The sequence below is a fragment of the Streptosporangium vulgare genome, assembly GCF_042428775.1.
Taxonomy (GTDB): Bacteria; Actinomycetota; Actinomycetes; order Streptosporangiales; family Streptosporangiaceae; genus Streptosporangium; species Streptosporangium vulgare.
The window spans coordinates 244,526-268,883 of sequence record NZ_JBHMBS010000002.1 but is presented as its reverse complement, the minus strand read 5'-3'; the positions used below and the strand labels follow the sequence as shown (position 1 = coordinate 268,883).

Annotated in this window: 22 protein-coding genes; 19 read left to right on the top strand and 3 right to left on the bottom strand. The window is 68.9% G+C overall.

The features are described from left to right. The 15 genes from ACFFRH_RS05205 (at position 1) to ACFFRH_RS05135 (ending at position 17,354) form a co-directional block, all read left to right on the top strand. Positions 1–552 (top strand): NuoB/complex I 20 kDa subunit family protein, encoded by a 552-nt coding sequence (locus ACFFRH_RS05205; protein WP_030916695.1) that lies wholly within the window; start codon positions 1–3, stop codon positions 550–552. Further along, positions 549–1,235 carry an NADH-quinone oxidoreductase subunit C gene (locus ACFFRH_RS05200; RefSeq protein ID WP_344747313.1) on the top strand — a complete coding sequence of 229 codons (687 nt, stop codon included), beginning with the start codon at positions 549–551 and terminating at the stop codon, positions 1,233–1,235. The genes ACFFRH_RS05205 and ACFFRH_RS05200 overlap by 4 nt, the downstream gene beginning before the upstream one ends. Next, positions 1,232–2,602 (top strand): NADH-quinone oxidoreductase subunit D, encoded by a 1,371-nt coding sequence (locus ACFFRH_RS05195; RefSeq protein WP_344747311.1) that lies wholly within the window; start codon positions 1,232–1,234, stop codon positions 2,600–2,602. The genes ACFFRH_RS05200 and ACFFRH_RS05195 overlap by 4 nt, the downstream gene beginning before the upstream one ends. Continuing rightward, complete coding sequence (gene nuoE / locus ACFFRH_RS05190) at positions 2,599–3,414, top strand: NADH-quinone oxidoreductase subunit NuoE (protein ID WP_386154615.1); 816 nt, start codon at positions 2,599–2,601, stop codon at positions 3,412–3,414. Before ACFFRH_RS05195 ends, nuoE begins: the two co-directional genes overlap by 4 nt. A gap of 130 nt (positions 3,415–3,544) precedes the next feature. Then, a complete protein-coding gene (nuoF, locus tag ACFFRH_RS05185; RefSeq protein WP_344747310.1) occupies positions 3,545–4,831 on the top strand; it encodes an NADH-quinone oxidoreductase subunit NuoF in 1,287 nt (428 codons plus the stop codon). 67 nt (positions 4,832–4,898) lie between these two features. After that, positions 4,899–7,505, top strand: a complete 2,607-nt coding sequence (locus tag ACFFRH_RS05180; protein WP_386154612.1) for an NADH-quinone oxidoreductase subunit G — start codon at positions 4,899–4,901, stop codon at positions 7,503–7,505. After that, positions 7,505–8,863: an NADH-quinone oxidoreductase subunit NuoH gene (nuoH, locus tag ACFFRH_RS05175; protein ID WP_344747309.1), complete on the top strand. Its 1,359-nt coding sequence runs from the start codon at positions 7,505–7,507 to the stop codon at positions 8,861–8,863. Before ACFFRH_RS05180 ends, nuoH begins: the two co-directional genes overlap by 1 nt. Further along, positions 8,850–9,365 carry an NADH-quinone oxidoreductase subunit NuoI gene (nuoI, locus tag ACFFRH_RS05170; protein WP_344747308.1) on the top strand — a complete coding sequence of 172 codons (516 nt, stop codon included), beginning with the start codon at positions 8,850–8,852 and terminating at the stop codon, positions 9,363–9,365. Before nuoH ends, nuoI begins: the two co-directional genes overlap by 14 nt. After that, entirely contained in the window at positions 9,358–10,194 is an 837-nt protein-coding gene (locus ACFFRH_RS05165) for an NADH-quinone oxidoreductase subunit J (RefSeq protein WP_344747306.1), read from the top strand. The genes nuoI and ACFFRH_RS05165 overlap by 8 nt, the downstream gene beginning before the upstream one ends. Then, a complete protein-coding gene (nuoK, locus tag ACFFRH_RS05160; RefSeq protein ID WP_329089089.1) occupies positions 10,191–10,487 on the top strand; it encodes an NADH-quinone oxidoreductase subunit NuoK in 297 nt (98 codons plus the stop codon). The genes ACFFRH_RS05165 and nuoK overlap by 4 nt, the downstream gene beginning before the upstream one ends. A 66-nt stretch (positions 10,488–10,553) precedes the next feature. Beyond that, complete coding sequence (gene nuoL, locus ACFFRH_RS05155; RefSeq protein WP_344747361.1) at positions 10,554–12,416, top strand: NADH-quinone oxidoreductase subunit L; 1,863 nt, start codon at positions 10,554–10,556, stop codon at positions 12,414–12,416. Beyond that, on the top strand, positions 12,416–14,029 hold the full coding sequence (locus tag ACFFRH_RS05150; RefSeq protein WP_344747305.1) for an NADH-quinone oxidoreductase subunit M: 1,614 nt from the start codon (positions 12,416–12,418) through the stop codon (positions 14,027–14,029). Before nuoL ends, ACFFRH_RS05150 begins: the two co-directional genes overlap by 1 nt. Continuing rightward, positions 14,026–15,579, top strand: coding sequence for an NADH-quinone oxidoreductase subunit NuoN (gene nuoN / locus ACFFRH_RS05145; protein ID WP_344747304.1), 1,554 nt, complete (start codon positions 14,026–14,028; stop codon positions 15,577–15,579). Before ACFFRH_RS05150 ends, nuoN begins: the two co-directional genes overlap by 4 nt. Before the next feature lie 14 nt (positions 15,580–15,593). Further along, on the top strand, positions 15,594–16,589 hold the full coding sequence (locus ACFFRH_RS05140) for a polyprenyl synthetase family protein (RefSeq protein ID WP_344747303.1): 996 nt from the start codon (positions 15,594–15,596) through the stop codon (positions 16,587–16,589). A 363-nt stretch (positions 16,590–16,952) separates the two neighbouring features. Then, positions 16,953–17,354 (top strand): MarR family winged helix-turn-helix transcriptional regulator, encoded by a 402-nt coding sequence (locus ACFFRH_RS05135; RefSeq protein ID WP_344747302.1) that lies wholly within the window; start codon positions 16,953–16,955, stop codon positions 17,352–17,354. Positions 17,355–17,414: 60 nt separating this feature from the next. Here ACFFRH_RS05135 and rarD read toward each other — a convergent pair whose 3' ends face one another. Further along, positions 17,415–18,335, bottom strand: coding sequence for an EamA family transporter RarD (gene rarD / locus ACFFRH_RS05130; RefSeq protein WP_344747301.1), 921 nt, complete (start codon positions 18,333–18,335; stop codon positions 17,415–17,417). A gap of 136 nt (positions 18,336–18,471) precedes the next feature. On the opposite strand from rarD, the gene msrA reads away from it, so the two are divergent. After that, entirely contained in the window at positions 18,472–19,134 is a 663-nt protein-coding gene (msrA, locus tag ACFFRH_RS05125; RefSeq protein WP_344747299.1) for a peptide-methionine (S)-S-oxide reductase MsrA, read from the top strand. A gap of 130 nt (positions 19,135–19,264) precedes the next feature. Here the strand turns inward: msrA and ACFFRH_RS05120 are convergent, their stop codons facing one another. After that, a complete protein-coding gene (locus ACFFRH_RS05120; RefSeq protein WP_344748949.1) occupies positions 19,265–20,182 on the bottom strand; it encodes a hypothetical protein in 918 nt (305 codons plus the stop codon). Positions 20,183–20,493: 311 nt separating this feature from the next. On the opposite strand from ACFFRH_RS05120, the gene ACFFRH_RS05115 reads away from it, so the two are divergent. Continuing rightward, the gene (locus ACFFRH_RS05115) at positions 20,494–20,805 is read left to right on the top strand and encodes a hypothetical protein (protein ID WP_344748948.1); all 312 of its coding nucleotides are present in this window, start codon (positions 20,494–20,496) and stop codon (positions 20,803–20,805) included. Beyond that, entirely contained in the window at positions 20,781–21,197 is a 417-nt protein-coding gene (locus ACFFRH_RS05110; protein ID WP_344748947.1) for a PIN domain-containing protein, read from the top strand. The genes ACFFRH_RS05115 and ACFFRH_RS05110 overlap by 25 nt, the downstream gene beginning before the upstream one ends. Before the next feature lie 211 nt (positions 21,198–21,408). On the opposite strand, the gene ACFFRH_RS05105 is transcribed toward ACFFRH_RS05110, so the two are convergent. After that, entirely contained in the window at positions 21,409–23,175 is a 1,767-nt protein-coding gene (locus ACFFRH_RS05105; protein ID WP_386155056.1) for an IS481 family transposase, read from the bottom strand. A 402-nt stretch (positions 23,176–23,577) separates the two neighbouring features. Here ACFFRH_RS05105 and ACFFRH_RS05100 point away from each other — a divergent pair, with 402 nt between their 5' ends. Next, positions 23,578–24,150 (top strand): hypothetical protein, encoded by a 573-nt coding sequence (locus ACFFRH_RS05100; RefSeq protein ID WP_344748946.1) that lies wholly within the window; start codon positions 23,578–23,580, stop codon positions 24,148–24,150. Positions 24,151–24,358: the final 208 nt, after the last annotated feature.

Here is a 24,358-nt window from a genome sequence, read left to right as displayed (position 1 = left end):
ATGGGTCTTGAAGAGAAACTTCCGAGCGGGTTCATGCTCAGCACGGTCGAGCAGGTCGCGGGCTGGGCGCGCAAGAACTCCGTCTGGCCGGCGACGTTCGGCCTCGCCTGCTGCGCCATCGAGCTGATGTCCACCGGCGGTCCCAAGCACGACCTGGCGCGCTTCGGCATGGAGCGCGCCTCGGCGTCTCCGCGCCAGGCCGACCTGATGATCGTCGCGGGACGGCTGTCGCAGAAGATGGCCCCGGTGCTGCGCCAGATCTACGACCAGATGGCCGAGCCCAAGTGGGTCATCGCGATGGGCGTCTGCGCCTCCAGCGGCGGCATGTTCAACAACTACGCGATCGTGCAGGGCGTCGACCACGTCGTCCCCGTCGACATCTACCTCCCCGGCTGCCCGCCGCGGCCCGAGATGCTCATCGACGCGATCGTCAAGCTGCACGACAAGATCCAGAACACGAAGTTCGGCGCGCACCGCGCCAAGCAGATCGACGAGCTCGAACTGCAGGCCCTGCGGACGCTGCCGCTGATCGACCAGGGGACCGCCAAATGACGAGCGAACCCACCGACAACCTCCCCAAGGTGCCGGAGGAGCCGGTCGCGCACCTGGGCATGTTCGGCGCCTCGGGCACCGGCGACACCTCCGGCTACGGCCGCCTCGTCGTGCGGCGCAAGCCCGAGCTGTCCAGCGCCCGCCCGTACGGCGGCTACTTCGACACCGTCGCCGACGAGCTGGAGCGCGCCCTCGGCGGCGACCTCGGCGACGCCGTCGAGCGCGTGGTGGTCGACCGCGGCGAGCTCACCTTCCACGTCAGGCGCGAGCGCCTGCTCGACGTGGTCAAGATCCTGCGCGACGACCCCGCCCTGCGCTTCGAGCTCTCGCTCGGCGTCTCGGGGGTGCACTATCCCCACCTGGCGGGCCAGGAGTTGCACGCGGTGATCCACCTGTGCTCGATCACGCACAACCGCCGCCTGCGCGTCGAGGTCTCCTGCCCCGACGACGACCGGCACATCCCCTCCACGGTCTCGGTCTACCCGACGCACGACTGGCACGAGCGCGAGACCTGGGACTTCTTCGGCATCGTCTTCGACGGGCACCCGGCGCTGACCCGCATCATGATGCCCGACGACTGGGACGGCCACCCCCAGCGCAAGGACTACCCGCTCGGCGGCATCCCGGTCGAGTACCGCGGCGCCGAGATCCCCGCGCCGGACCAGAGGAGGTCCTACACATGAGCGTCCCCTACCAGGAGACGAAGGAGACCATCGGGTCCTCGTACGACGACACGTACGACGAGGCCACCGAGGGCAAGGTCTACACCGTCTCGGGCAACGACTGGAGCGAGCTCGTCGAGACCCTCTCCGGCCAGCAGGACCAGCAGCTCGTCATCAACATGGGCCCCCAGCACCCGTCCACGCACGGCGTGCTCCGCCTGGTCCTGAACCTCGACGGCGAGACGGTCACCGAGGCCCGCACGGTCATCGGCTACCTGCACACCGGCATCGAGAAGAACCTCGAGTACCGGACGTGGACCCAGGGCACGACGTTCGTCACCCGGATGGACTACCTGGCGCCGATCTTCAACGAGACCGCCTACTGCATGGGCGTCGAGCGGCTGCTGGGCATCACCGACCGGATCCCCGAGCGGGCCCAGGCCATCCGCGTGATGATGATGGAGCTCACCCGGATCTCCTCGCACATGGTGGCGATCGGCACCTTCGGCATGGAGCTGGGCGCGACCACGCCGTTCCTCTTCGGGTCCCGCGAGCGCGAGATGGTGCTCGACGTGATGGAGTACATCACCGGCCTGCGGATGAACATGGCCTACGTCCGGCCCGGAGGCGTCTCCGTCGACCTGCCCGCCGGCGCCGTCGACAAGGTCGGCGAGCTGCTCAAGGTCATGCCGGGGCGCATCAAGGACATGCGCAAGATGCTCGACGCGAACCCGGTGTACCTGGCCCGCACCAAGGACGTCGCCTACCTCGACCTCACCGGCTGCATGGCGCTGGGCGTCACCGGCCCGATGCTGCGGGCCGCCGGCCTGCCGTGGGACCTGCGCAAGTCGCAGCCCTACTGCGGCTACGAGACCTACGAGTTCGACGTCCCGACGGAGAAGACCGCCGACGTCTACGGCCGCTACCTGGTACGGGTGGCCGAGATGGAGGAGTCGCTCAAGATCATTGAGCAGGCGCTCGACCGCCTCTCCGGGCCGCTCAAGAACGACCGGGTGATGGTCGACGACAAGAAGATCGGCTGGCCCGCGCAGCTCGCGCTCGGCCCCGACGGCCTGGGCAACTCGCCCGACCACATCGCGCACATCATGAGCGGCTCCATGGAGGCGCTGATCCACCACTTCAAGCTGGTGACCGAGGGCTTCCGGGTCCCGGCGGGGCAGGCGTACGCCTCGGTCGAGTCGCCCCGCGGCGAGCTCGGCGCCCACGTGGTCAGCGACGGCGGGACCCGCCCCTACCGCGTACACTTCCGCGACCCGTCCTTCACGAACCTGCAGGCCATGCCCGCGACGTGTGAGGGCGGCATGGTCGCCGACGTCATCTCGGCGGTGGCCTCGATCGACCCGGTGATGGGAGGTGTCGACCGATGAGTTCCAGCAAGGGCCCGGCGGGCCGGTCGGCGAACGCGGCGGACGAGGGGCTCGACGCGAGCACGGGCACCGGCCTGACGGGCGGGAGCGCCCTCGGGACGAGCACCGCCCTGGGCGGCGAGCCCTCGAACGAGGAGGTGAGCGCGACCGTGACCAAGGGGTACGCGCCGGAAGTGCGGGAGCGCCTGGAGCGCGACGCCAAGGAGATCATCGGTCGCTACCCGAAGCCGCGGTCGGCCCTGCTGCCCCTGCTGCACCTGGTGCAGTCGGAGGACGGCTACGTCTCCGACGACGGCCACGAGTTCTGCGCCGAGATGCTCGGCCTGAGCAAGGCCGAGGTCGTGGGCGTCTCCACCTTCTACACGATGTACAAGCGCAAGCCGATGGGCCAGTATCACGTGGGCGTGTGCATCAACACGCTCTGCGCGGTCATGGGCGGCGACCAGATCTGGGACGAGCTGTCCGAGCACGCCGGCGTCGGCCACGACGAGACGACCCCCGACGGCAAGGTCTCGCTGGAGCGGCTGGAGTGCAACGCCGCCTGCGACTTCGCCCCGGTGATGATGGTCAACTGGGAGTTCTTCGACAACCAGACCCCGGCCTCGGCCAAGCAGCTCGTCGACGACCTCAGGGACGGCAAGGAGCTCTCCCCGACCCGGGGACCGAAGAAGCTCTGCACGTTCAAGGAGGCCTCGCGGGTGCTCGCGGGCCTGCCCGACGGCCTGGCCGGCGACGGCCCCTCGGCGAACGGGGCCTCCCTGGAGGGCCTGAAGATCGCCAAGGCCAAGGGATGGAAGGCTCCGGAGGCGTGAGCGTGCCACGGAGCGGAGCCACCACGAGCGGGCGCGCCGGTCAGACCGGCGCGTGCGGGTGTAACGAGCGTGCCGGCAGGCACGGCGCGGCCTCGTCACGGAGCGACGGGCTGCCAGGCGAGGAGACGAAGTGACCACTCTCACCCCGGTTCTGACCGCGAACTGGGACCAGCCCAACTCCTTCACCCTGGAGGGCTACGGCGACTACTCGGCGGCCAAGAAGGCGCTGGGCATGGACCCCGACGCCGTCATCCAGGCCGTCAAGGACTCCGGACTGCGCGGCCGAGGCGGCGCGGGCTTCCCCACCGGCATGAAGTGGGGCTTCATCCCCCAGGGGGACGGCAAGCCGCACTATCTGGTGGTCAACGCCGACGAGTCCGAGCCCGGCACGTGCAAGGACATCCCGCTGATGATGGCGAACCCGCACTCGCTGGTCGAGGGCGTCATCATCACCGCGTACGCGATCCGGGCCAACCACGCCTTCATCTACGTGCGCGGCGAGGTGCTGCACGTCGTGCGCCGCCTGCAGGCCGCCGTGGCCGAGGCGTACGCCAAGGGCTATCTCGGCACCGGCCTGTTCGGCTCCGGCTTCGACCTGGAGCTGGTCGTGCACAGCGGGGCGGGCGCCTACATCTGTGGCGAGGAGACGGCGCTGCTCGACTCGCTGGAGGGCTATCGCGGCCAACCTCGGCTCAAGCCCCCCTTCCCCGCCGTGGCGGGCCTGTACGCCTCGCCGACCGTCGTCAACAACGTCGAGTCGGTCGCGAGTGTTCCCTCCATCATCGCCAACGGCGCCGACTGGTTCGCCGGGATGGGCACCGAGAAGTCCAAGGGCTTCGGCATCTTCTCGCTGAGCGGCCACGTGACCAGGCCCGGCCAGTACGAGGCCCCGCTCGGCATCACGCTGCGCGAGCTGCTGGAGATGTCCGGCGGCATCCGCGAGGGCCACCGGCTCAAGTTCTGGACCCCCGGCGGGTCGAGCACCCCGATCTTCACCGACGAGCACCTCGACGTCCCGCTGGACTTCGAGTCCGTCGGCGCGAAGGGCTCGATGCTCGGCACCCGGGCCCTGCAGATCTTCGACGAGACCACCTGCGTGGTGCGGGCCGTGCTGCGCTGGACCGAGTTCTACGCGCACGAGTCGTGTGGCAAGTGCACCCCCTGCCGGGAGGGCACCTACTGGCTCAAGCAGGTGCTCAAGCGGCTGGAGAAGGGCCAGGGCACCGAAGAGGACCTGACCACGATCACCGACATCGCCGACAACATCCTGGGACGCTCCTTCTGCGCCCTGGGCGACGGGGCCACCAGCCCCATCCACTCGTCGGTGAAATACTTCCGCGACGAATACCTCAAGCACTTCGAGATCGGCGGCTGCCCGTTCGATCACGCCCCGTCCACGGTGTGGGGTGCCCAGTGAGCGCGCGGACCCAGGCAACCGGCAAGCACAGCACCGTCTCGGTCATGAGGCCGACGGAGGAGACGCCATGACCGTCGAAGCCACCACCCCGGCGCAGCAGGTGCCGGTGGACCTGGTCACCGTCACCATCGACGGCTTCCAGGTGAGCGTCCCGAAGGGCACTCTGATCATCCGGGCGGCCGAGCTGCTCGGCATCCAGATCCCCCGGTTCTGCGACCACCCGCTGCTGGAGCCGGCCGCCAACTGCCGCCAGTGCCTGGTGGACATCCCCGACGCCGGCAACGGCCGGGGCTTCCCCAAGCCGCAGCCCTCCTGCGCGATCGAGGTCGCCGAGGGCATGGTCGTGCAGACCCAGCTCACCTCCCCGGTCGCCGAGAAGGCGCAGCGCGGCGTGATGGAGCTGCTGCTCCTGAACCACCCGCTCGACTGCCCGGTCTGCGACAAGGGCGGCGAGTGCCCGCTGCAGAACCAGGCCATGTCCAACGGCCAGGGCGAGAGCCGCTTCGTGGAGAAGAAGCGGACCTTCGACAAGCCGGTCGCGCTCTCCTCCGAGGTGCTGCTCGACCGTGAGCGCTGCGTCCAGTGCGCGCGCTGCATCCGCTTCTCCGACGAGATCGCCGGAGACCCGCTCATCGACTTCTTCGAGCGCGGGGCCAAGGAGCAGGTCGCCACCGCCGACGGACGCCCGTTCGAGTCCTACTTCTCCGGCAACACCGTGCAGATCTGCCCGGTGGGCGCGCTCACCGGTGCCGCGTACCGCTTCCAGGCCCGCCCGTTCGACCTGGTCTCCACGCCCAGCGCCTGCGAGCACTGCGCGAGCGGCTGCTCCCTGCGCACCGACCACCGGCGCGGCAAGGTCACCCGCCGCCTGGCCGGGGACGACCCCGAGGTCAACGAGGAGTGGAACTGCGACAAGGGCCGCTGGGCCTTCACCTACGCGACCCAGCCGGACCGGCTGAGGACCCCCCTCGTCCGTGACGAGGAGGGCCGCCTCGTCCCGGCCTCCTGGCCCGAGGCGTTCGCCGCGGCCGCCAGGGGCCTGTCCGCCGCCCGCGGGCGCGCGGGCGTGCTGGTCGGCGGTCGCCTCACCGTCGAGGAGGCGTACGGGTACGCGAAGTTCGCCCGGATCGCCCTCGGCACGAACGACATCGACTTCCGCGCCAGGCCGCACTCCGAGGAGGAGGCGCGGTTCCTGGCGCACGCCGTCGCGGGCAAGGGCATCGAGGTCCGCTACGCCGACCTGGAGAAGGCGCCCGCGGTGCTCCTGGCGGGCTTCGAGCCCGACGAGGAGTCGCCGATCGTCTTCCTGCGCCTGCGCAAGGCGGCGCGCAAGAAGGGCCTGAAGGTCTTCTCGGTCGCGCCGTTCGCCGGCCCCGGGCTCGCCAAGATGCGCGGCACCCTGATCCCGGCGGTGCCGGGCTCGGAGACCGCCGTCCTCGACGACCTGGCCGCCGTGGACGCCCTCGCCGCCGAGGCGATCAGGCAGCCGGGCGCGATCATCCTGGCCGGTGAGCGGCTCGCCACCGTGCCGGGCGCGCTGTCGGCGCTGCTGCGCCTCGCCGACTCCACCGGCGCCCGCCTCGCCTGGATCCCGCGCCGAGCCGGTGAGCGCGGGGCCGTCGAGGCCGGGGCGCTGCCGAACCTGCTGCCGATCGGCCGCCCGGTCGGCGACGAGACCGCCCGCGCCGAGGTGGCGAGGGCGTGGGACGTCGCCTCGCTGCCCGAGGGCGAGGGCCGCGACACCACCGCCATGCTGGCGGCGGCGCTCGACGGCGAGCTGGACGCCCTCGTCGTCGCCGGTGTCGACCCCTACGACCTGCCGGCGCCGCAGGCCGCGCTGCTCGCCCTGGAGAACACCCCGTTCATCGTGAGCCTGGAGCAGCGCGCCAGCGCGGTCACCGACCGCGCCGACGTGGTGCTCCCCGTCGCCGTGGTGGCCGAGAAGTCGGGCACCTTCGTCGACTGGGAGGGACGCGGCCGCACCTTCGCCGAGGCGCTCCCGGTTCCGGGGATCATGAGCGACCTGCGGGTCGTCTCCGCGATCGCCGACGCGATGGACGTCCACCTCGGCCTGCCCGACCCCGCCGCCGCCCGCCGCGAGCTCAGCGCGATCGGCGCGTGGCGCGGACCCAGGGCCGCCGCCCCCGAGGCCGCCGGCCGGGCCGCCGCCAGGCCCGAGGCGGGAGAGGCCGTCCTGGCCAGCTGGCACCTGCTGCTCGACGACGGCCGCCTGCAGGCCGGGGAGCCGTACCTGGCGGGCACCGCCCGCGCGGCCGTGGCGCTGGTGTCGGAGTCCACCGCGGCCGAGAACGGCCTGGTCGACGGCGGCGAGGTCGTCGTCGGCACCGAGCGCGGCTCGCTGAGCCTGCCCGTGCGGATCGCCGACCTGCCCGACCGGGTGGTGTGGCTGCCCGCCAACTCCGCGGGCCGCTCGGTCACCCGGGACCTGCGCGCCGTCGCCGGTGACGTGGTCACGATCGGGGCCTCCAGCGGAGCCGCTCCTGTCGCGCCCGCCGCCGCCGGCCCGGTCACGCCGGGCCCGGCGAGCACCGTCGCGGGCACCGTAACGGGCACTGTCACGGGCACGGCCACTGCGACCGGGTCCGACGAGCGTGCCACCGGCACGACGGCCGGCGAGGCACGTGCCGCCGGCGAAGCCAACGAGGAGCGGTAATGAATGCCCGGACTCTTCTAGCGGCCGATCCGAACTTCCCGGGCCTCGCCGACTTCGGCAAGGACCCGCTCTGGATCAGCATCATCAAGGCCGCCGTCATCTTCATCGTCCTGATGCTGGGCGTGCTGTTCGGCGTGTGGTTCGAGCGCAAGCTCATCTCCCGCATGCAGAACCGGTACGGCCCCAACCGGGCGGGCAAGTTCGGGTTGCTCCAGTCGGTGGCCGACGGTCTCAAGATGGGGCTGAAGGAAGACCTGATGCCCCGGACCGTCGACAAGGTGATCTACTTCATCGCCCCGGTCGTCCTCGCGGTCCCGGCCTTCCTCGCCTTCTCCGTCATCCCGATGGGCCCGAAGGTCTGGATGTTCGGGGTCGAGACGCCGCTGCAGCTCACCGACCTGCCGGTCGCGGTGCTGCTGGTGCTGGCGATGGCCTCGATCGGCGTGTACGGCATCGTGCTGGCCGGCTGGGGCTCGCGCTCCCCCTACTCGGTGCTCGGCGGCCTGCGGGCCAGTGCCCAGGTGGTCTCGTACGAGATCGCGATGGGCCTGTCGTTCGTCGGGGTCTTCCTGTTCGCCGGGACCCTCTCCACCTCGGAGATCGTCGCGGCCCAGGCCCAGGGCGGGGCGCTCACGCTGGGCGGCCTGCAGATCCCGTTGCCCTCCTGGTACATGATCCTGCTGATCCCGTCCTTCCTGATCTACATCATCACGATGCTGGGCGAGACCAACCGGGTCCCCTTCGACCTGCCCGAGGGCGAGGGCGAGCTGGTCGGCGGCTTCCAGACCGAGTACTCCAACTCGCTGAAGTTCGCGGTCATCATGCTCGCCGAGTACGTCAACGTCTTCGTGGTCTCCGCGGTCTCCATCACCCTGTTCATGGGCGGCTGGCAGGCCCCGTGGCCGATCTCCATGTGGGACGGGGCCAACACCGGCTGGTGGCCGCTGCTGTGGTTCTTCCTCAAGATGGTGCTGGTCTTCTCCTTCTTCGTCTGGTGCCGCGCCTCGCTGCCGCGCGTCAGGTACGACCAGCTGATGGCTCTCGGCTGGAAGATCCTCATCCCGGTCAACCTGGCCTGGATCATGCTCGTCGCCACGGTCAAGGCCATGCGGCTGGAGAGCGTCGACCGCTCGCTCGTGCTCATCGTGCTCGCGGTCGTGGTGATCGGCTGCCTCGGGATCTGGTGGCGCTTCGACAGCGTGCTGCAGAAGCGCAAGGAGACCAGGGCCGCCCAGGTCCAGGCCGAGTTCGAGCAACTCCAAGCCGAGCCGTCCGCCGGTGGCTTCCCGGTGCCGCCGCTCGACCTGCCGCACTACCACGGTGTAGCGCGCAAGGAGGTTCCCAGTGGGAGCAACTGATTGGCTGAATCCCATCAAGGGATTCGGCGTGACCTTCCACACGATGTTCAAGAAGGTCGAGACGGTCAACTACCCCGAGGAACAGCGGCCCACGGCTCCGCGCTTCCACGGCCGGCACCAGCTCAACCGCTGGCCCGACGGCCTGGAGAAGTGCGTCGGCTGCGAGCTGTGCGCCTGGGCCTGCCCGGCCGACGCGATCTTCGTCGAGGGCGCGGACAACACCGACGAGGAGCGGTTCTCGCCGGGTGAGCGCTACGGGCGCACCTACCAGATCAACTATCTGCGGTGCATCCTGTGCGGCCTGTGCATCGAGGCGTGCCCGACACGGGCACTCACGATGACCAACGAGTACGACCTCGCCGACAGCAGCCGTGAGAGCCTCATCTACACCAAGGAGATGCTGCTCGCGCCGCTGGGCCCCGGCATGGAGGTCCCGCCGCACCCCATGCGTCTCGGCGAGACCGAAGAGGACTACTACCGGCTGGGACGCAACAATGGGTGAGACCATCACGTTCTGGGTTCTGGCGGTCGTCTCGGTGGGGGCGGCCTTCGGGCTCGTCTTCAGCCGCAAGGCGGTCTACTCGGCGCTGATGCTGGGCGTCGTCATGCTGTCGCTGGCCGTGCTGTACGCCGTCCAGGACGCCCCCTTCCTCGCCGCGGTGCAGATCATCGTCTACACCGGCGCGGTCATGATGCTCTTCCTGTTCGTCCTGATGCTCGTCGGCGTCGACTCCGCCGACTCGCTGGTCGAGACGATCAAGGGACAGCGTCTCTGGGCGGCCGTCGCTGGCCTGTCCTTCGCGGCGCTGCTCGCCCTGGGCGTCGGCAACGCCGCCTACGCCGCGCCCACCGGCCTCACCGAGGCCGTGAAGACCGCCGGCGGCAACGTGCCCTCCCTGGCGCAGCTCATCTTCACCAGGTACGTCTTCGCCTTCGAGGTCACCTCGGCGCTGCTGATCACCGCCGCGCTCGGCGCGATGGTGCTGGCGCACCGCGAGCGCGTCCGGCCCAAGGCCACCCAGCGTGACCTGTCCCGCGCCCGCTTCACCGGCCCGCAGCCCTCGCCGCTGCCGGGGCCCGGCACCTACGCGCTGCACAACGCGATCGACATGCCGGCCCTGCTGCCCGACGGCACGGTCGCGGAGAAGTCCATCAACCGGGTGCTCGCCCGGCACGAGATCGAGGACGGCTTCGCGCCGACCGACCCGGCGAAGGCGGCGCTCATCAAGCAGGTCCTGGAGAAGGACGCGGCACAGGGCCGCGACTCCGACCCGGACGACGAGCCCGTCCATGTGAGGGACGCGGCACTCCAGCAGGAGGACGGCAAGTGACCACTCACTACCTGGTGCTCTCCGCGCTGCTGTTCGCGATCGGCGCCGTCGGTGTGCTGGTGCGGCGCAACGCGATCGTGGTGTTCATGTGCGTCGAGCTCATGCTCAACGCCTGCAACCTCGCGTTCGTCACCTTCGCCAGGCAGCAGGGCAACCTGGACGGCCAGATCATCGCGTTCTTCGTGATGGTGGTGGCCGCGGCCGAGGTCGTGATCGGCCTCGCCATCATCGTGATGATCTTCCGAACCCGCAGGTCCGCGTCGGTGGACGACGCCAACCTGCTGAAGTACTAAGAGGTGGCCGTGGAACCCGCTGAGATCATCCAGCATTCCGGGGGCGTGATCGGAGTCTCCTGGCTCATGATCGCACTCCCGCTGCTCGGCGCCGCGGTCCTGCTGCTGGGCGGGCGCCGCACCGACCGCTGGGGTCACCTCCTCGGCGTCGCGATGTCGCTGGGCGCCTTCGTGGTGGCGGTCGCGGCCTTCGCCGAGATCCTCGGCCTGCCCGAGGCCCAGCGCCGGCAGGGTGTCGCGCTCTACCAGTTCATCCCCGGCGTCGCCGACATGGGGCTGCTGATCGACCCGCTGTCGATCAGCTTCGCCCTGCTGATCACCGGTGTGGGATCGCTGATCCACATCTACTCGATCGGCTACATGTCGCACGACGTCGACCGGCGCAGGTTCTTCGCGTACCTGAACCTGTTCGTCGCGGCGATGCTCCTGCTGGTGCTGGCCGACAACTACGTCGCCCTGTTCATCGGCTGGGAGGGCGTGGGCCTGGCCTCGTACCTGCTCATCGGGTTCTGGCAGTTCAAGCCCTCGGCGGCGGCCGCGGCGAAGAAGGCCTTCATCGTCAACCGCGTCGGTGACTTCGGCCTGCTGATCGCGATCTTCACGGTCTTCACGACGTTCGGCACGGTCGCCTTCGGCGAGCTGTCCGGCGAGACCGTGAGCGGCGCGATCTCCTCCGGCGGCGCCTCGCAGGGCACGATCACCGCGATCGGCCTGCTGCTGCTCCTGGGCGCCTGCGGCAAGTCTGCCCAGCTGCCGCTGCAGTCGTGGCTGCTGGACGCGATGGAGGGCCCGACCCCGGTCTCGGCCCTCATCCACGCCGCGACCATGGTCACCGCGGGCGTCTACCTGGTCGTCCGCTCGGGCGCGTTCTTCGAGGCGGCCCCGACCGCGCAGCTCGTCGTGACGATCGTCGGCGTGGCCACGCTGCTCGCCGGTGCGATCATCGGTTGCGCCAAGGACGACATCAAGAAGGGCCTCGCGGGCTCGACGATGTCGCAGATCGGCTACATGATGCTCGGCGCGGGCCTCGGCCCGGTCGGCTACGCCTTCGCCATCGCGCACCTGATCGGGCACGGCTTCTTCAAGGCCAACATGTTCCTCGGGGCGGGCTCGGTCATGCACGCCATGAACGACGAGGTCGACATGCGCAAGTACGGCGGGCTGTTCTCGGTGATGAAGGTCACCGCGGCCACCTTCATCGTCGGCTACCTCGCGATCATCGGCTTCCCGCTGCTGTCCGGTTACTTCACCAAGGACGGCATCATCGAGACGGCGATGGAGCACAACCAGATCCTGGGCTGGCTCGCGGTCGTGGGCGCCGGAATCACCGGCTTCTACATGTCGCGGATGGTCTTCATGACCTTCTTCGGCAAGAAGCGCTGGGCCGACGACGCGCACCCGCACGAGTCGCCCTCGGTGATGACCGTGCCGCTCATCCTGCTCTCGATCGGCTCGATCGGCCTGGGCGCCTTCCTGGTCCTGGACAACCGGTTCATGAAGTTCCTCGCCCCGGCGGTCGGCCTGCCCGAGGAGCTCCCCGGCTTCCACCCCTTCAGCGTCCCCGGCCTGGCCACGCTCGCGCTGGTCGCCGTCGGCGTCGTCCTCGCCTGGTTCCGCTACGGTGCCGCCGAGGTGCCCGCGGTCGCCCCGCGCGGCTCGTTCCTCACCACCTTCGCCCGCCGTGACCTGTACGGCGACGCGCTGAACGAGGCGCTGTTCATGCGCCCCGGCCAGTGGCTGGCCCGCATCGCGGTGTTCTTCGACAACCGCGGCATCGACGGCCTGGTCAACGGCCTGGCGGCGGGGATCGGCGGGACCTCCGGGCGGCTGCGTCGCATCCAGACCGGCTACGTGCGGTCCTACGCGTTGTCCATCCTCTTCGGTGCCGCCGTGGTCGTTGGCGCGCTGCTCTACGTAGGGAACATGTGATGCCCTGGCTCTCGACCCTGATGGCCGTGCCCGTTCTGGGCGCGGTGGGTGTCTCCCTTGTCAAGAGTGACAAGCTCGCCAAGCAGCTGGCCCTGGTGGTCTCGCTGGTCGTGCTCGCGCTGACCGTCGTTCTCGCGGTCCAGTTCGATCCGGCCTCCGGGACGCGCTTCCAGTTCGCCGAGGTCTACGACTGGATCCCGCGTTTCGGCGTCCACTACGGCGTCGGCGTCGACGGCATCGCCCTGGTGCTGATCGCGCTGTCGGCGGTCCTCGTGCCGATCGTGATCCTCGCGTCCTGGCACGACGCCGACGGCTCCGGGGCCGCGGCCCCGCCCAAGCGGTCGGTGAAGACCTACTTCGCGCTGCTGCTGGTGCTGGAAGCGATGATGATCGGCGTCTTCGCGGCGACCGACGTCTTCCTCTTCTACGTCTTCTTCGAAGCCATGCTCATCCCGATGTACTTCATGATCGGGTCGTACGGCGGAGCGCAGCGGTCCTACGCGGCCGTGAAGTTCCTGCTGTACTCGCTCTTCGGCGGCCTGCTCATGCTGGTCGCGGTGATCGCGCTCTACGTGGTCGCCGGGAAGAACACCTTCATGTTCCCCGAGCTCATCGCGGCCGTTCAGGACCCGACGACGCAGAAGTGGCTCTTCGCGGGCTTCTTCATCGCGTTCGCGGTGAAGGCGCCGCTGTGGCCGTTCCACACCTGGCTGCCCGACGCCGCCGCGCAGGCCCCGGCCGGCGCCGCGGTGCTGCTGGTGGGCGTGCTGGACAAGGTCGGCACGTACGGGATGCTGCGCTTCTGCCTGGAGCTGTTCCCCGAGGCGTCGAAGTTCTTCACCCCGCTGGTGATCGTGCTGGCGGTCGTGGGCATCGTCTACGGCGCGATCGTGGCCATCGGCCAGACCGACATGAAGCGCCTGATCGCCTACACCTCGATCTCGCACTTCGGCTTCATCGCGCTGGGCGTCTTCGCGATGACCTCGAACGCGGGCGCGGGCGCCACCCTCTACATGGTCAACCACGGCTTCTCGACCGGCGCGCTGTTCCTGATCGCCGGCTTCCTGATCTACCGCCGGGGTTCCAGCCGGATCGCCGACTACGGAGGCGTGCAGAAGGTCGCCCCGCTGCTCGCGGGCACCTTCCTGATCGCCGGCCTGTCGGGGCTCTCCCTGCCGGGTCTGTCCACGTTCGTCAGTGAGTTCATGGTGCTGCTCGGCACCTACCAGCGCTACCCGGTCCCGGCGATCATCGCGACCAGCGGCGTCGTCCTGGCGGCCGTCTACGTCCTGTGGATGTACCAGCGCATGATGACCGGCGCCCCGAAGGAGCCGGCGTACGCCGTGCCCGGTTCTCCCGAGGAGGCGGCGCACGTGCTGCCCGACTCCCCGAAGGAGCCCGTCTCCTCGAAGAAGCCGGCGCTGGGTCTGCCCGACCTCAACCTGCGTGAGATCTTCGTGGTGGCCCCGCTGGTCGCGGTGCTCCTCGTCCTGGGCTTCTACCCCAAGCCGGTGCTCGACGTGATCAATCCGGCGGTGGACAAGACGCTCAGCAGTATCAACCTCGAACAGCCCAAACCCGCCGTGGCGGACCAGAAGGGGGCCGGGCAGTGAACGACGCCATCATCCAACCCCCGACAATCGAGTACGCGCTGCTCTCGCCGATGCTGCTCGTGTTCGGCGCGGCCATCATCGGCGTGCTGATCGAGGCGTTCGCGCCCCGTTACCTGCGCAAGTCGATCCACATGCCGCTCACGCTGCTGGCCCTGGTCGGCGCGTTCCTGATGACCGTGCTCAACGCGGTCAACGGCCTGCCGGACGCCCCGGCGGCGATGGGCTCGGTCGCGGTCGACGGCCCCTCCCTGTTCATCTGGGGCGTCATCCTGGTGCTCGCCCTGGTCAGCACGCTCCTGATCAACGACGAGGAGCAGTTCGTCGCGCAGGCGGCGGCGGTGCCGGGAAGCCCCGACGAGGAGGAGGCGATCCTCAGCGGGTACGCCCAGACCGAGGTCTACCCGCTGCTGCTGTTCTCGGTCGGCGGCATGTTGCTCTTCGCCTCCGCCAACGACCTGCTGATCATGTTCGTCGGCCTTGAGGTCATGTCCCTGCCGCTGTACCTGCTCTGCGGCCTGGCCCGCCGTCGCCGCCTGCTCTCGCAGGAGGCCTCGGTCAAGTACTTCCTGCTCGGCGCGTTCTCCTCGGCCTTCTTCCTGTACGGGATGGCCCTGATCTACGGTTACGCCGGGTCGGTGGACCTGCGGGCCATCAGCGCCTCGCTCAGCGCGGTCAGCGGCCAGGAGACCCTGCTGCTGATCGGCACCGCGATGCTCGGCATCGGCCTGCTCTTCAAGATCGGAGCCGCGCCGTTCCAGGCGTGGAAGCCTGACGTCTACCAGGGCGCGCCCACCGCGGTCACCGCCCTGATGGCCTCCACCGTGCTCGTCGCGGCCTTCGGAGCCGTCCTCAGGGTCTTTTGGGTGGCTCTGGGCGGACTCGAATGGAACTGGAAGCCGGTCATGTGGGGCGTCGCGATCCTGACGATGATCGTCGGCGCGATCCTGGCCATCACCCAGACCGAGATCAAGCGCATGCTCGCCTACTCCTCGATCGCGCACGCGGGCTTCCTGCTCACCGGCATCGTCGCGGTCGGCGCCGCCGAGCAGAACGCCCAGGCCCTGTCGGCCATCCTGTTCTACCTGGCCGCGTACGGCTTCACCACGGTCGGCGCCTTCGCGGTCGTCACCATGGTCCGCGACGCCGGAGGCGAGGCCGGGCACCTGTCCCGGTGGGCCGGCCTGGGCAAGCGCTCCCCGGTCCTGGCGGGCATCTTCGCCCTCTTCCTGCTCGCCTTCGCCGGCATCCCGCTCACGAGCGGCTTCTTCGGCAAATACGCCGTCTTCTCGGCGGCCGTCGCCGGGGACGCCCTGCCGCTCGTCGTCGTGGGCGTGGTCAGCTCGGCGATCGCGGCGTTCTTCTACGTCCGCGTCATCGTGCTGATGTTCTTCAGCGAGCCCTCCGCCGACGGGCCGTCCATCGCGGCTCCCACGGTGGGCACCTCGGCTGTGGTCGCCCTCGCGGCAGCGGCTACGGTAGTGCTGGGGATTTTCCCGCAGCCGGTGCTCGATCTCGCGGATCAGGCTGCGTCCGCGTTGTTCATTCGCTAGAGGAGTAACGTTTCATGGCTGCGCCACCGGTTGTTGATCTTCCTTTCGTCGACGAGCGGCTGGCGCAGGACCTCGCAAACGGACTGGCAGCGGTCGAGAAGCTGCTGCGGTCCTCGGTGCAGAGCGACGACGCCTTCGTCACGGAGGCGTCCAAGCACCTCATCGAGGCCGGCGGCAAGCGGTTCCGGGCGATGCTGGTCCTGCTCGCCGCCCAGTTCGGCGCGCCGGAGGCCGCGGGCGTGGTGCCCGGGGCCGTGGTGATCGAGCTGACCCACCTGGCGACCCTCTACCACGACGACGTGATGGACGAGGCCCCGGTCCGCCGGGGCTCCCAGTCGGCGAACGCCCGCTGGGACAACACCGTGGCCATCCTGACCGGCGACTACCTGTTCGCCCAGGCGTCGGAGATCCTCGCGGACCTCGGCTCCGACATCATCAGGATCCAGGCCCAGACGTTCTCCCGCCTGGTGCGCGGCCAGATCCGCGAGACCATCGGCCCCCGCCCCGGCGACGACCCGGTGGCCCACTACATCGGGGTGCTGGCCGACAAGACCGGTTCGCTGATCGCCACCTCAGGCCGGTTCGGCGCGCTGCTCAGCGGCGCCTCGCCCGAGGTGGTCGAGCGGCTGACCCGGGCCTGCGAGGCGATCGGCGTCGCGTGGCAGCTCAGCGACGACCTGCTGGACGTCGCCTCCGAGGCCGTCGAGTCGGGCAAGACCCCCGGAACCGACCTGCGCGAGGGCATCCGGACGCTGCCGGTGCTCTACGTCCTCGCCTCGGACGCCCCCGAGGGCGCCCGCCTGCGCGAGCTGCTGGCCGGTCCGGTGGCGGAGGAGGACGTCGAGGAGACCCTGCGCCTGCTCCGTGCCGACCCGGCCATGGAGCGCGCCCGCGCCGAGCTGCTCGCCTGGGCCGACCGTGCCCGTGAGGCCCTGGCCGGCCTCCCCGACATCCCGGCCCGCGCCGCCTACCTGGCGTTGTGCGACTACGTGGTGGAGCGTTCCGGCTGACCACCGCCTGCCCGGTGCCCGGCGGGGTTCGGCCCGCCGGGTGGGTGCGACCACGTGGTGGGGCGGTTCGGTGGCTTTCGGAGGTGCTCACCTCGCGGAGTGGTCCGGCCTGTCCCGCCGGCCCGAACCGGTCCCGTTGACCTGGTCCCGTTAACCTGACACTGTGCGACCACGTCGTGAAGCGTTCGGGCCGGCCACCGCGGGCACGGTCGTCACCTCGCCCGTGCACGGTCGTCAGCCGGCTCGCCCACCCGGCCGGGCCGGGTTTTTTCGTACGTCTTCCACGATGTTCCTTGCATGTCCAAGCAAATATTGTACGTGCATGTAGACTCCTGCCGACAGAACACTCCAGGAGGAATCACCATGTCGTGGGACCGTTTCGCCCTCTTGCACGCGCGCGTGGAGGCGGAGTTGGCCAAGGCACTCCAGCGCGGACACGGCCTCGGCCTGTCGGAGTACCGCGCGCTGGGGCGGCTCGCCACCGTTCCCGGCGGCTGCATGCGCATGCAGGAGCTCGCCGAGGCCGTGGGGCTCAACCAGAGCTCGGTGACCCGTCTCGTCGCCCGCCTCGAGGAGGCCGGGATGACCCGCCGCGACCTCTGCTCGGACGACCGCCGCGGCGTCTACTCGGTGATCACCGACGAGGGACGGGCCCGCCTGGCCGGGGCCACCCCCACCTACGAGCGCTCCCTCGCCGCCGCCCTGGAGCAGGCCGGCGTCGACCCGGATCTCACCCCGCTGGTCCTCGCCGTACGCGGCTCCTGACCCTCCCGGCTCGTCCTGGCGCCACGGCCTCCTACGTGGCTTACGCAGGTTTGTATGGGCTTATGCGGGTTCTCGCACTGGAACGGGTTCGGGAGCCGCCCGGCGGGCCTGGGCGGCCGTCCGGAGGCTGTCCCAGGTGAAGACCGACAATGCCAGCCAGATGACGCCGAACCCCAGCCAGCGGCTGGGCGGCATGACCTCCCGCATGACGAACACCCCGCACAGGAACTGCAGTATCGGGGCGATGTACTGCAGCAGGCCGATCGTGGTGAGCGGTATCCGGATCGCGGAGGCGGTGAAGCAGAGCAGCGGGACGGCGGTGACCACACCGGCCCCGGCCAGCAGGAACGCGTGGCCCGCCCCCGCGTTGCCGAACGTGCTCGTCCCCTGCTGCCCCAGATAGAGCAGGTAGGCCAGCGCGGGCGGCAGCAGCACCAGCGTCTCGACCGTCATGCTCTCCACCGAGCCCACCCCGGCGATCTTCTTGACCAGCCCGTACGTGCCGAAGCTGACGGCCAGCACCAGCGCGATCCACGGCGGACGCCCGTAGTCGACGGCCAGGATGACCACCGCCACCGCGCCCAGCCCCACCGCGGCCCACTGCCACCGCCGCAGCCGCTCCTTCAGCAGGAGCACCCCGAAGAGCACGCTGACCAGCGGGTTGATGAAGTAGCCGAGCGCGCCCTCGACCACGTGCCCGCTGTTGACGGCGTAGATGTAGACGCCCCAGTTGACCGTGATGATCACCGCCGCCAGGACGAGGAGGCCGAGCTTCCGGGGGGTGCGCAGGAGCTCACGGAACCAGGACCAGTGGCGCCGTACCGCCAGGATGGCGACGACGGCGACCAGGGACCACGCGATCCGGTGCGCCAGGATCTCCAGGGCGGCCGAGGGCTTCAGGAGCGGCCAGTACAGCGGGAACAGGCCCCACATGCTGTAGGCGGCGATGCCGTACAGGACTCCACGGCGCGTTTCAGGCATGATGCCTATCTTCGCTGCTTACTTGATTTAATACAATTTAGTAGTACTTTCCACTCTGTTAAGCGGAGCTTACGGGAACACGGGAAGGTCGCCGACGGTTGCCTCCTGGTGAGAACGTGTCAGGAGGAGGTTCACAATGGGCTGGTTGTTCGGCAAGGACAAGACGACGATGGTGTCCCCGGAGAACGCGCTCCCGGGCCGCCCCACGCGGATCACGACACCCGGCCGCCACGCGGTCCTCGACGCCCCGCTCGCTCCGCCGTACCCCGAGGGAAGCGAGATCGCCGACTTCGGCCTCGGCTGTTTCTGGGGCGCCGAGCGCATCTTCTGGCAGACCCCGGGCGTGATCACCACCTCGGTCGGCTACGCGGGTGGCTACACCCAGAACCCGACCTACGAGGAGGTCTGCACCGGCCAGACCGGTCACACCGAGCTCGTCCGCGTCGTCTTCGACCCCGCCAAGGTGTCGTACGAGGAGCTGCTGCGCGTCTTCTGGGAGGCCCACAACCCCACCCAGGGCATGCGCCAGGGCAACGATGTCGGCACGCAGTACCGCTCGGCGATCTACTTCCACTCACCCGAGCAGGAGAAGTCGGCCCTCACCTCGCGTGACGCCTACCAGAAGGTGCTCACCGAGTCGGGCTACGCCCCCATCACCACCGAGATCGCCCCGGCGGGGGAGTACTACTTCGCCGAGGAGTATCACCAGCAGTACCTTCACCGCAACGTTAACGGCTACTGCGGGATCGGCGGCACCGGAGTCTCGTGCCCGGTCGGCCTGACCTCCGGCGAGGCGTAGACCTGCGGATTTAACCAGATCCTGGCCCTTGATCACCCGGAACATCCGGTGTCGATCTTGGGTCAGAGCCGTTTGTAAAGCTTCAGTTGATGATTGACGGATTGGTGTCGGGTGATGCTTTCCACCTGGCCTAGATCCTGTAGTCGATGTGGCCGCTTGCTCGCAGCCGGTTGACCTCCTTGATGACGGTTCGAGGGCGCTCCGACAGCTCCTCGCCTTCGAACAGCACCCGGAATCGGGTCTCTTCAAGGGCGACGGTGACGACCTTGCCGCGGTGGACCTGGCCGACCTGGACCTTGCAGCCGGCGACCATGAGGGTGCCGTTGCCGGCCACCACCCGCTGCACCTTCGGGAAGCGGCCGACGGCGGCGTTGGGGCTTTGGGCCAGGCGGGCGCCATGCAACCGGCCCCGCTGCGAGGGCGTCAACGGGCTCGGCCTGGTGCGCACCAGCACCCCCTCGGCGATCACCCGGACCGTCTGCGCGTCGATGCGCAGCGGGTCACGCTGCGCATCGACGCGCTCCAGCCACATTCGGTCCACTAACCGGCGTGCCTGTTCGGGAGAGACCGGTCGGCGGTCTCCTGACACGAGATAGTCCTGTGCGATCTCGGCCAGTTGTGCCCGTGTCGCGTAACCGCCCACGATCACTTCACGGATGCGCGCATCGAGCTCCTTGCGCTCGTCCTCGTCAAGTTCGAGAGACGGTGGAGGTTCGGGGAGGCCCAGGTCCAGCGGGGTCCAATTCAGGCCGGAGCCCCATTCGTCTTCAAGGCGAGCCCAGCGGGTCATGGCCGCGATCACCGACTCGGGCCTGTCGACTACCGCCTGGAAGTGCCGGTCGGATGCCCCGTCGCGGTGTTCCAGCTCATAGTCGCCTTCATCCTCGTGCCATACCTGGATGAAGACTTCGGGTAGGTCGGGAATCCGCTGGATGACCAGGAACCTATCGTTCTGACCGCCCAGCCGGTTGACCAGTTCGGCGAGTTTCCCAGCGCTTGCCCGGACGTGCCGGTGACCGTCCTCTGTCAGTACGGTGATCGCGAGCATGCCGGTCACTCTGACACAGGGCGCGGACAGGTGACCAGCCCAGGGGGTGGAAGCGCCTGCCGGGCACACAATTTGCGAAGGTCGTCGGCTACCCGGCGTCGGTTCGTGACCGGAGACTCTCGCGGAGGGTTCCCTCATGGTGCAAATGCACTGAACGTTACTGCGGCACCAACGTCAATCCAGGTGATCCATCCGAGTGGGGCGTTTGCCGGAGGGGCTTGGTTCCCGCAGAGGAGTAGAGCTCGACCGCTCGATCCAAGTGAGTGGTGAACTTCCCAGCCATTTGCTACTTGAAGTAGTAAACTGACTGCATGAGTGTGCCTGAGCGGGAGTTCGCCCCGGGGGACGGCCCGGCGGCCAAGGTGAGTGTCTCCTTGCGCGCGGGGAACATCCGGGCGGTCAGGGAACGCGTTGGAGCGCGCGGGTTCTCCGCCTATGTCGATGCCGCGGTTGAACGTCAGATCGAGCGGGATCTCCTGGAGGAGGCACTTCAGGCGAACGAGGCCGCCTGTGGGCCGATTCCGCAAGGATTGCGCGATGAGGCGGCGGAGCTGTTTCGCAGCGTGAAATCCGCACCCGAGCTCCAGGAAGAGGGCGGATGGCGCGCACACGAAGCAAGCTGAGCGCGGGCACCGTGGTCCTCGACTGCGAAAGCCTCGTCAGGTGGTGCGAGGCCGATCAGAGGGTGACCGCGATCGTGCGCGAGGCCCAGGACAACGACTTCCGAGTCGTCGTCAGCGCGATGACGCCGATCGAGGCTCAGGACGTCCGAGTGAAGAATGATCGCCTCACATGGCATCTGTCCCGGCTGAAGGTCGAGCCGGTGACCGAGGACATCTGTGTGCGGGCGATCGAGCTTCTTCGCGAGGCTCGGCTGCACGGTCACAAGTACGCCATCGATGCCGTGGTGGCTGCCACCGCCTTGCGTGCGGTCAAGCCGGTGATCGTCCTCACCTCCGACGAGGACGACATGTACAAGCTCTGCGGAAAAACCGTCAAGGTCATCGGAGTCTGAGGCCCACCGGCCACTTGGCAGTGCACGGTGGCCGGGACCGGGGTCTCGTGCCCGGTCGGCCTGACCTCCGGCGAGGCGTAGCACTGCGGGTTCAGCCAGATCCTGGCCCTTGATCACCCGGTGTGTCCGGTGGTGGTCTTGGGCCAGAGCCGTTTGTAAAGCTTCAGTTGATGATTGACGGATCGATGTCGGGTGATGCTTTCCACCTGGCCTAGATCCTGTAGTCGATGTGGCCGCTTGCTCGCAGCCGGTTGACCTCCTTGACGATGGTTCGAGGGTGCTCCGACAACTCCTCGCCTTCGAACAGCACCCGAAATCGGGTCTCTTCAAGGACGACGGTGACGACCTTGCCGCGGTGGACCTGGCCGACCTGGACCTTGCAACCGGCGACCATGAGGGTGCCGTTGCCGGCCACCACCCGCTCCACCGTCGGGAAGCGGCCGACGGCGGCGTTGGGACGTTGGGCCAGGCGGGCGCCGTGCAACCGGCCTCGCTGCGAGGGTGTCAACGGGCTCGGCCTAGTGCGCACCAGCACCCCCTCAGCGATCACCTGAACCGTCTGCGCGTCGATGCGTAATGTCACCCGCTGACCGGCGAGCGGCACCCCGACGCTGAGCAGCTTGCCCGCCAGGCCCACGCACCCGGCGTTGTTGACCATCCGATCGACCTCCACCACCGCATCAGCCGCCAGAGGTCCCGACGGCAGCGCGATGGCCGGGGCCGGTCGGCCCGCTCGCCCGCCGACGGCCATCAACCGGCCCAGATCGGTGCCGGTCAGCGTCACCGGATGCGTCTTGAGCAGGTCCTCGCCGAGGAACACGCACATGGTGGTGGTGCTGGCCCAGATGGTGACCTGCTGCCCGGCCCGCGCCCGCCCGAGCCAGACCTGTCGTCCGCAGGCGGTCAGGTTGCCGCTCGGCGGCACCACACGGTCGACCTCCACGGCCACCGGCACCGCCTCGGCCACCAGCGCGTCCGACGCCTCACCAGTCGGCGCACAAAGGCCCGGCAGCGCGGCCAGATCCGCCGGAAGCCGCAACGCCAGCTCTTGCACCGCAGCCTCACCACCCCGCACCCGAGCGGCAAAACGGCCGGCCGGCGAAGCCATGTCCAACGCCTGATGCGGCCGGACGGTGTTGTAATCGGCGACCCACGCATCCAACGCATCCTGAGCGGCCCGCACGCTGGCGAACGGCTCATGGGCGGCCAGGAACTCCTCGCGCACCGTCTTATGCCAGCGCTCGATCTTCCCGGTCGTGGTCGGTGAGCGCACCTGGGTATTGCGCGCGGTGATGCCGTTCTCCCGGCAGATCCGCTCGAACAACACCTCGGTGGCCCGCGGCTTGGTGAACCGGCCGGTGAACTGCTTACCGTTATCGGTCAGCACCTCACTTGGCACTCCGAAGATGTGCATCGCGTTCGCGAACGCCGCACACACCGCGCGCCCCGAGGCCCGCACCACCAGCTGCGCGATCACGACGAACCGGGAGTGATCATCGATACCGGTGATCAACTTGCACTCCCGGCCATCAGCCAGCATCACCCCGCCCATCACATCCAGCTGCCACAACTCCATCGGCGCCTCACGCTCCCAGCGCACATACGACGACCTGGGACGCCGCCGCTGCCCCGGAACGATCAGCGTGTTACGCACCAAAATCCGATACACCGTGGCCAGCGACGGCACCGGATCGATGTCACGTCGCCCCAGCTCATAGGCCAGCCGCTGCGGACCCCACCGCGGATGAGAACGGCGCAGCTCACACACCAGCGCCTCCACCGAGGCGCTCGTCTGATGCGGGCACTCCCGCGGCCGATGCGAGCGATCAGCCAGCCCCGCCAGCCCACCGGCCCGATACCGGCGCACCCACGCATGCACCGACTGGCGCGAGACCCCATAGCGCTGCGCGACCTCGGTCACCGGACAGCCCGCCTCTACTTCCAACACAGCGCGATACCGCTGCTCCATGACGCTCAACTCCACCAGCGCCAACCCGGGCCTCCCCACGCGATCGTCACCGATCACCAGGAAGGCAGGTCAGCCGAAGGGGTGTAAAGCATCAACCGAAGCCGCACTGTCAAGCATCAACCGAAGTAGGACATGGGCCAGAGCCGTTTTCGGCGACAAGTATCACCACAGGAGCAAGGCAGTCCGCCTGCGGCGTCTCGCCGCGCGTCGGGCGGTCGCCGGCCGCGCTGCGTCTCTTCGACCGGTCGCGGGCGCACCGCCCACGCGCCAACGTCCCCATGTGAACGATCTCAGACGCGACAAGGACATCACCAGCCACGGTAGGCCACGTGGAAAGCACCTCTCTGGCGGAGTCCTGCGTGCCGACTCGGTCCGTCGCACCGGGGACGTGAACAGGCCGACAATGAGCCCATGGATCTCCAGCACGCGGTAACGCACTACAGGCGCTTGATCAAAGAAGTCGGATGGCTGGAGGAGGGGATGGCATGGACCGTCATCCTGCCCGTCTCGGGGAGACTTTCTGTGCGGGAAGCCGCGACACGCCTGACCGGTGACAGCCATCCCGAACTCAGCGAACTCGAACCGGGTTTCTCCGGTGTCGTCTCCCTCGGCCGGTCAGGGGCGGCGATGATGCTCTTCGAGGCAGACGGTTTCAGCCATGCCGGAGATCCCCATGTCCTGGAGCGGCTCAGCGAGAGCGCCCGCGTGTGGCATGTGTCCTGGAACCTCACCGGCAGACGCATGCTCAGTTACGCCGCTCAGGGGAAGGTGCTGGCCGAGATGCTCGATTTCAACCCCGACTGGCTGCATGGCATCGACCCCGGCTCCTTGCGAGAAGAGGCCGCGATTCTCCGTGGTATCGGCCGGTACAGGCCGCCGACCAGGTACAAGACCAAGGTGATGGCGATGGTGGAACACCACACCGGAGTACGCCTCGACAAGCAATGGCTCGACCAGCCTCAGCCCGCTCTATCCGTCGGCTGACCGCCCACCGAATGAGGCGTCCGTCCCGCAGGGGGAACCTCATGCAGCATCGGCGCCGGGGCTCCGAGATGGACGTCGCGCCTGCTGGTGAATGGATCAGCGGGGGTGAACCGTGCGCAAGATCGTGAGTTGCCGCCCCTTGGGGGAGTGACGGGGAGAACGATCAGGTGGTCACGACGGTCGTTAGCCGGTCACCATGGCGAGCGTG

What these genes read in the sequence shown, in the direction of transcription:
- ACFFRH_RS05205 (WP_030916695.1), top strand. Translation starts at nt 1, where the DNA reads ATGGGTCTTGAAGAGAAACTTCCGAGCGGGTTCATGCTCAGCACGGTC.
- ACFFRH_RS05200 (WP_344747313.1), top strand. Translation starts at nt 549, where the DNA reads ATGACGAGCGAACCCACCGACAACCTCCCCAAGGTGCCGGAGGAGCCG.
- ACFFRH_RS05195 (WP_344747311.1), top strand. Translation starts at nt 1,232, where the DNA reads ATGAGCGTCCCCTACCAGGAGACGAAGGAGACCATCGGGTCCTCGTAC.
- nuoE (WP_386154615.1), top strand. Translation starts at nt 2,599, where the DNA reads ATGAGTTCCAGCAAGGGCCCGGCGGGCCGGTCGGCGAACGCGGCGGAC.
- ACFFRH_RS05180 (WP_386154612.1), top strand. Translation starts at nt 4,899, where the DNA reads ATGACCGTCGAAGCCACCACCCCGGCGCAGCAGGTGCCGGTGGACCTG.
- nuoH (WP_344747309.1), top strand. Translation starts at nt 7,505, where the DNA reads ATGAATGCCCGGACTCTTCTAGCGGCCGATCCGAACTTCCCGGGCCTC.
- ACFFRH_RS05165 (WP_344747306.1), top strand. Translation starts at nt 9,358, where the DNA reads ATGGGTGAGACCATCACGTTCTGGGTTCTGGCGGTCGTCTCGGTGGGG.
- nuoL (WP_344747361.1), top strand. Translation starts at nt 10,554, where the DNA reads ATGATCGCACTCCCGCTGCTCGGCGCCGCGGTCCTGCTGCTGGGCGGG.
- ACFFRH_RS05150 (WP_344747305.1), top strand. Translation starts at nt 12,416, where the DNA reads ATGCCCTGGCTCTCGACCCTGATGGCCGTGCCCGTTCTGGGCGCGGTG.
- ACFFRH_RS05140 (WP_344747303.1), top strand. Translation starts at nt 15,594, where the DNA reads ATGGCTGCGCCACCGGTTGTTGATCTTCCTTTCGTCGACGAGCGGCTG.
- ACFFRH_RS05135 (WP_344747302.1), top strand. Translation starts at nt 16,953, where the DNA reads ATGTCGTGGGACCGTTTCGCCCTCTTGCACGCGCGCGTGGAGGCGGAG.
- rarD (WP_344747301.1), bottom strand. Translation starts at nt 18,335, where the DNA reads ATGCCTGAAACGCGCCGTGGAGTCCTGTACGGCATCGCCGCCTACAGC.
- msrA (WP_344747299.1), top strand. Translation starts at nt 18,472, where the DNA reads ATGGGCTGGTTGTTCGGCAAGGACAAGACGACGATGGTGTCCCCGGAG.
- ACFFRH_RS05120 (WP_344748949.1), bottom strand. Translation starts at nt 20,182, where the DNA reads ATGCTCGCGATCACCGTACTGACAGAGGACGGTCACCGGCACGTCCGG.
- ACFFRH_RS05115 (WP_344748948.1), top strand. Translation starts at nt 20,494, where the DNA reads ATGAGTGTGCCTGAGCGGGAGTTCGCCCCGGGGGACGGCCCGGCGGCC.
- ACFFRH_RS05110 (WP_344748947.1), top strand. Translation starts at nt 20,781, where the DNA reads ATGGCGCGCACACGAAGCAAGCTGAGCGCGGGCACCGTGGTCCTCGAC.
- ACFFRH_RS05100 (WP_344748946.1), top strand. Translation starts at nt 23,578, where the DNA reads ATGGATCTCCAGCACGCGGTAACGCACTACAGGCGCTTGATCAAAGAA.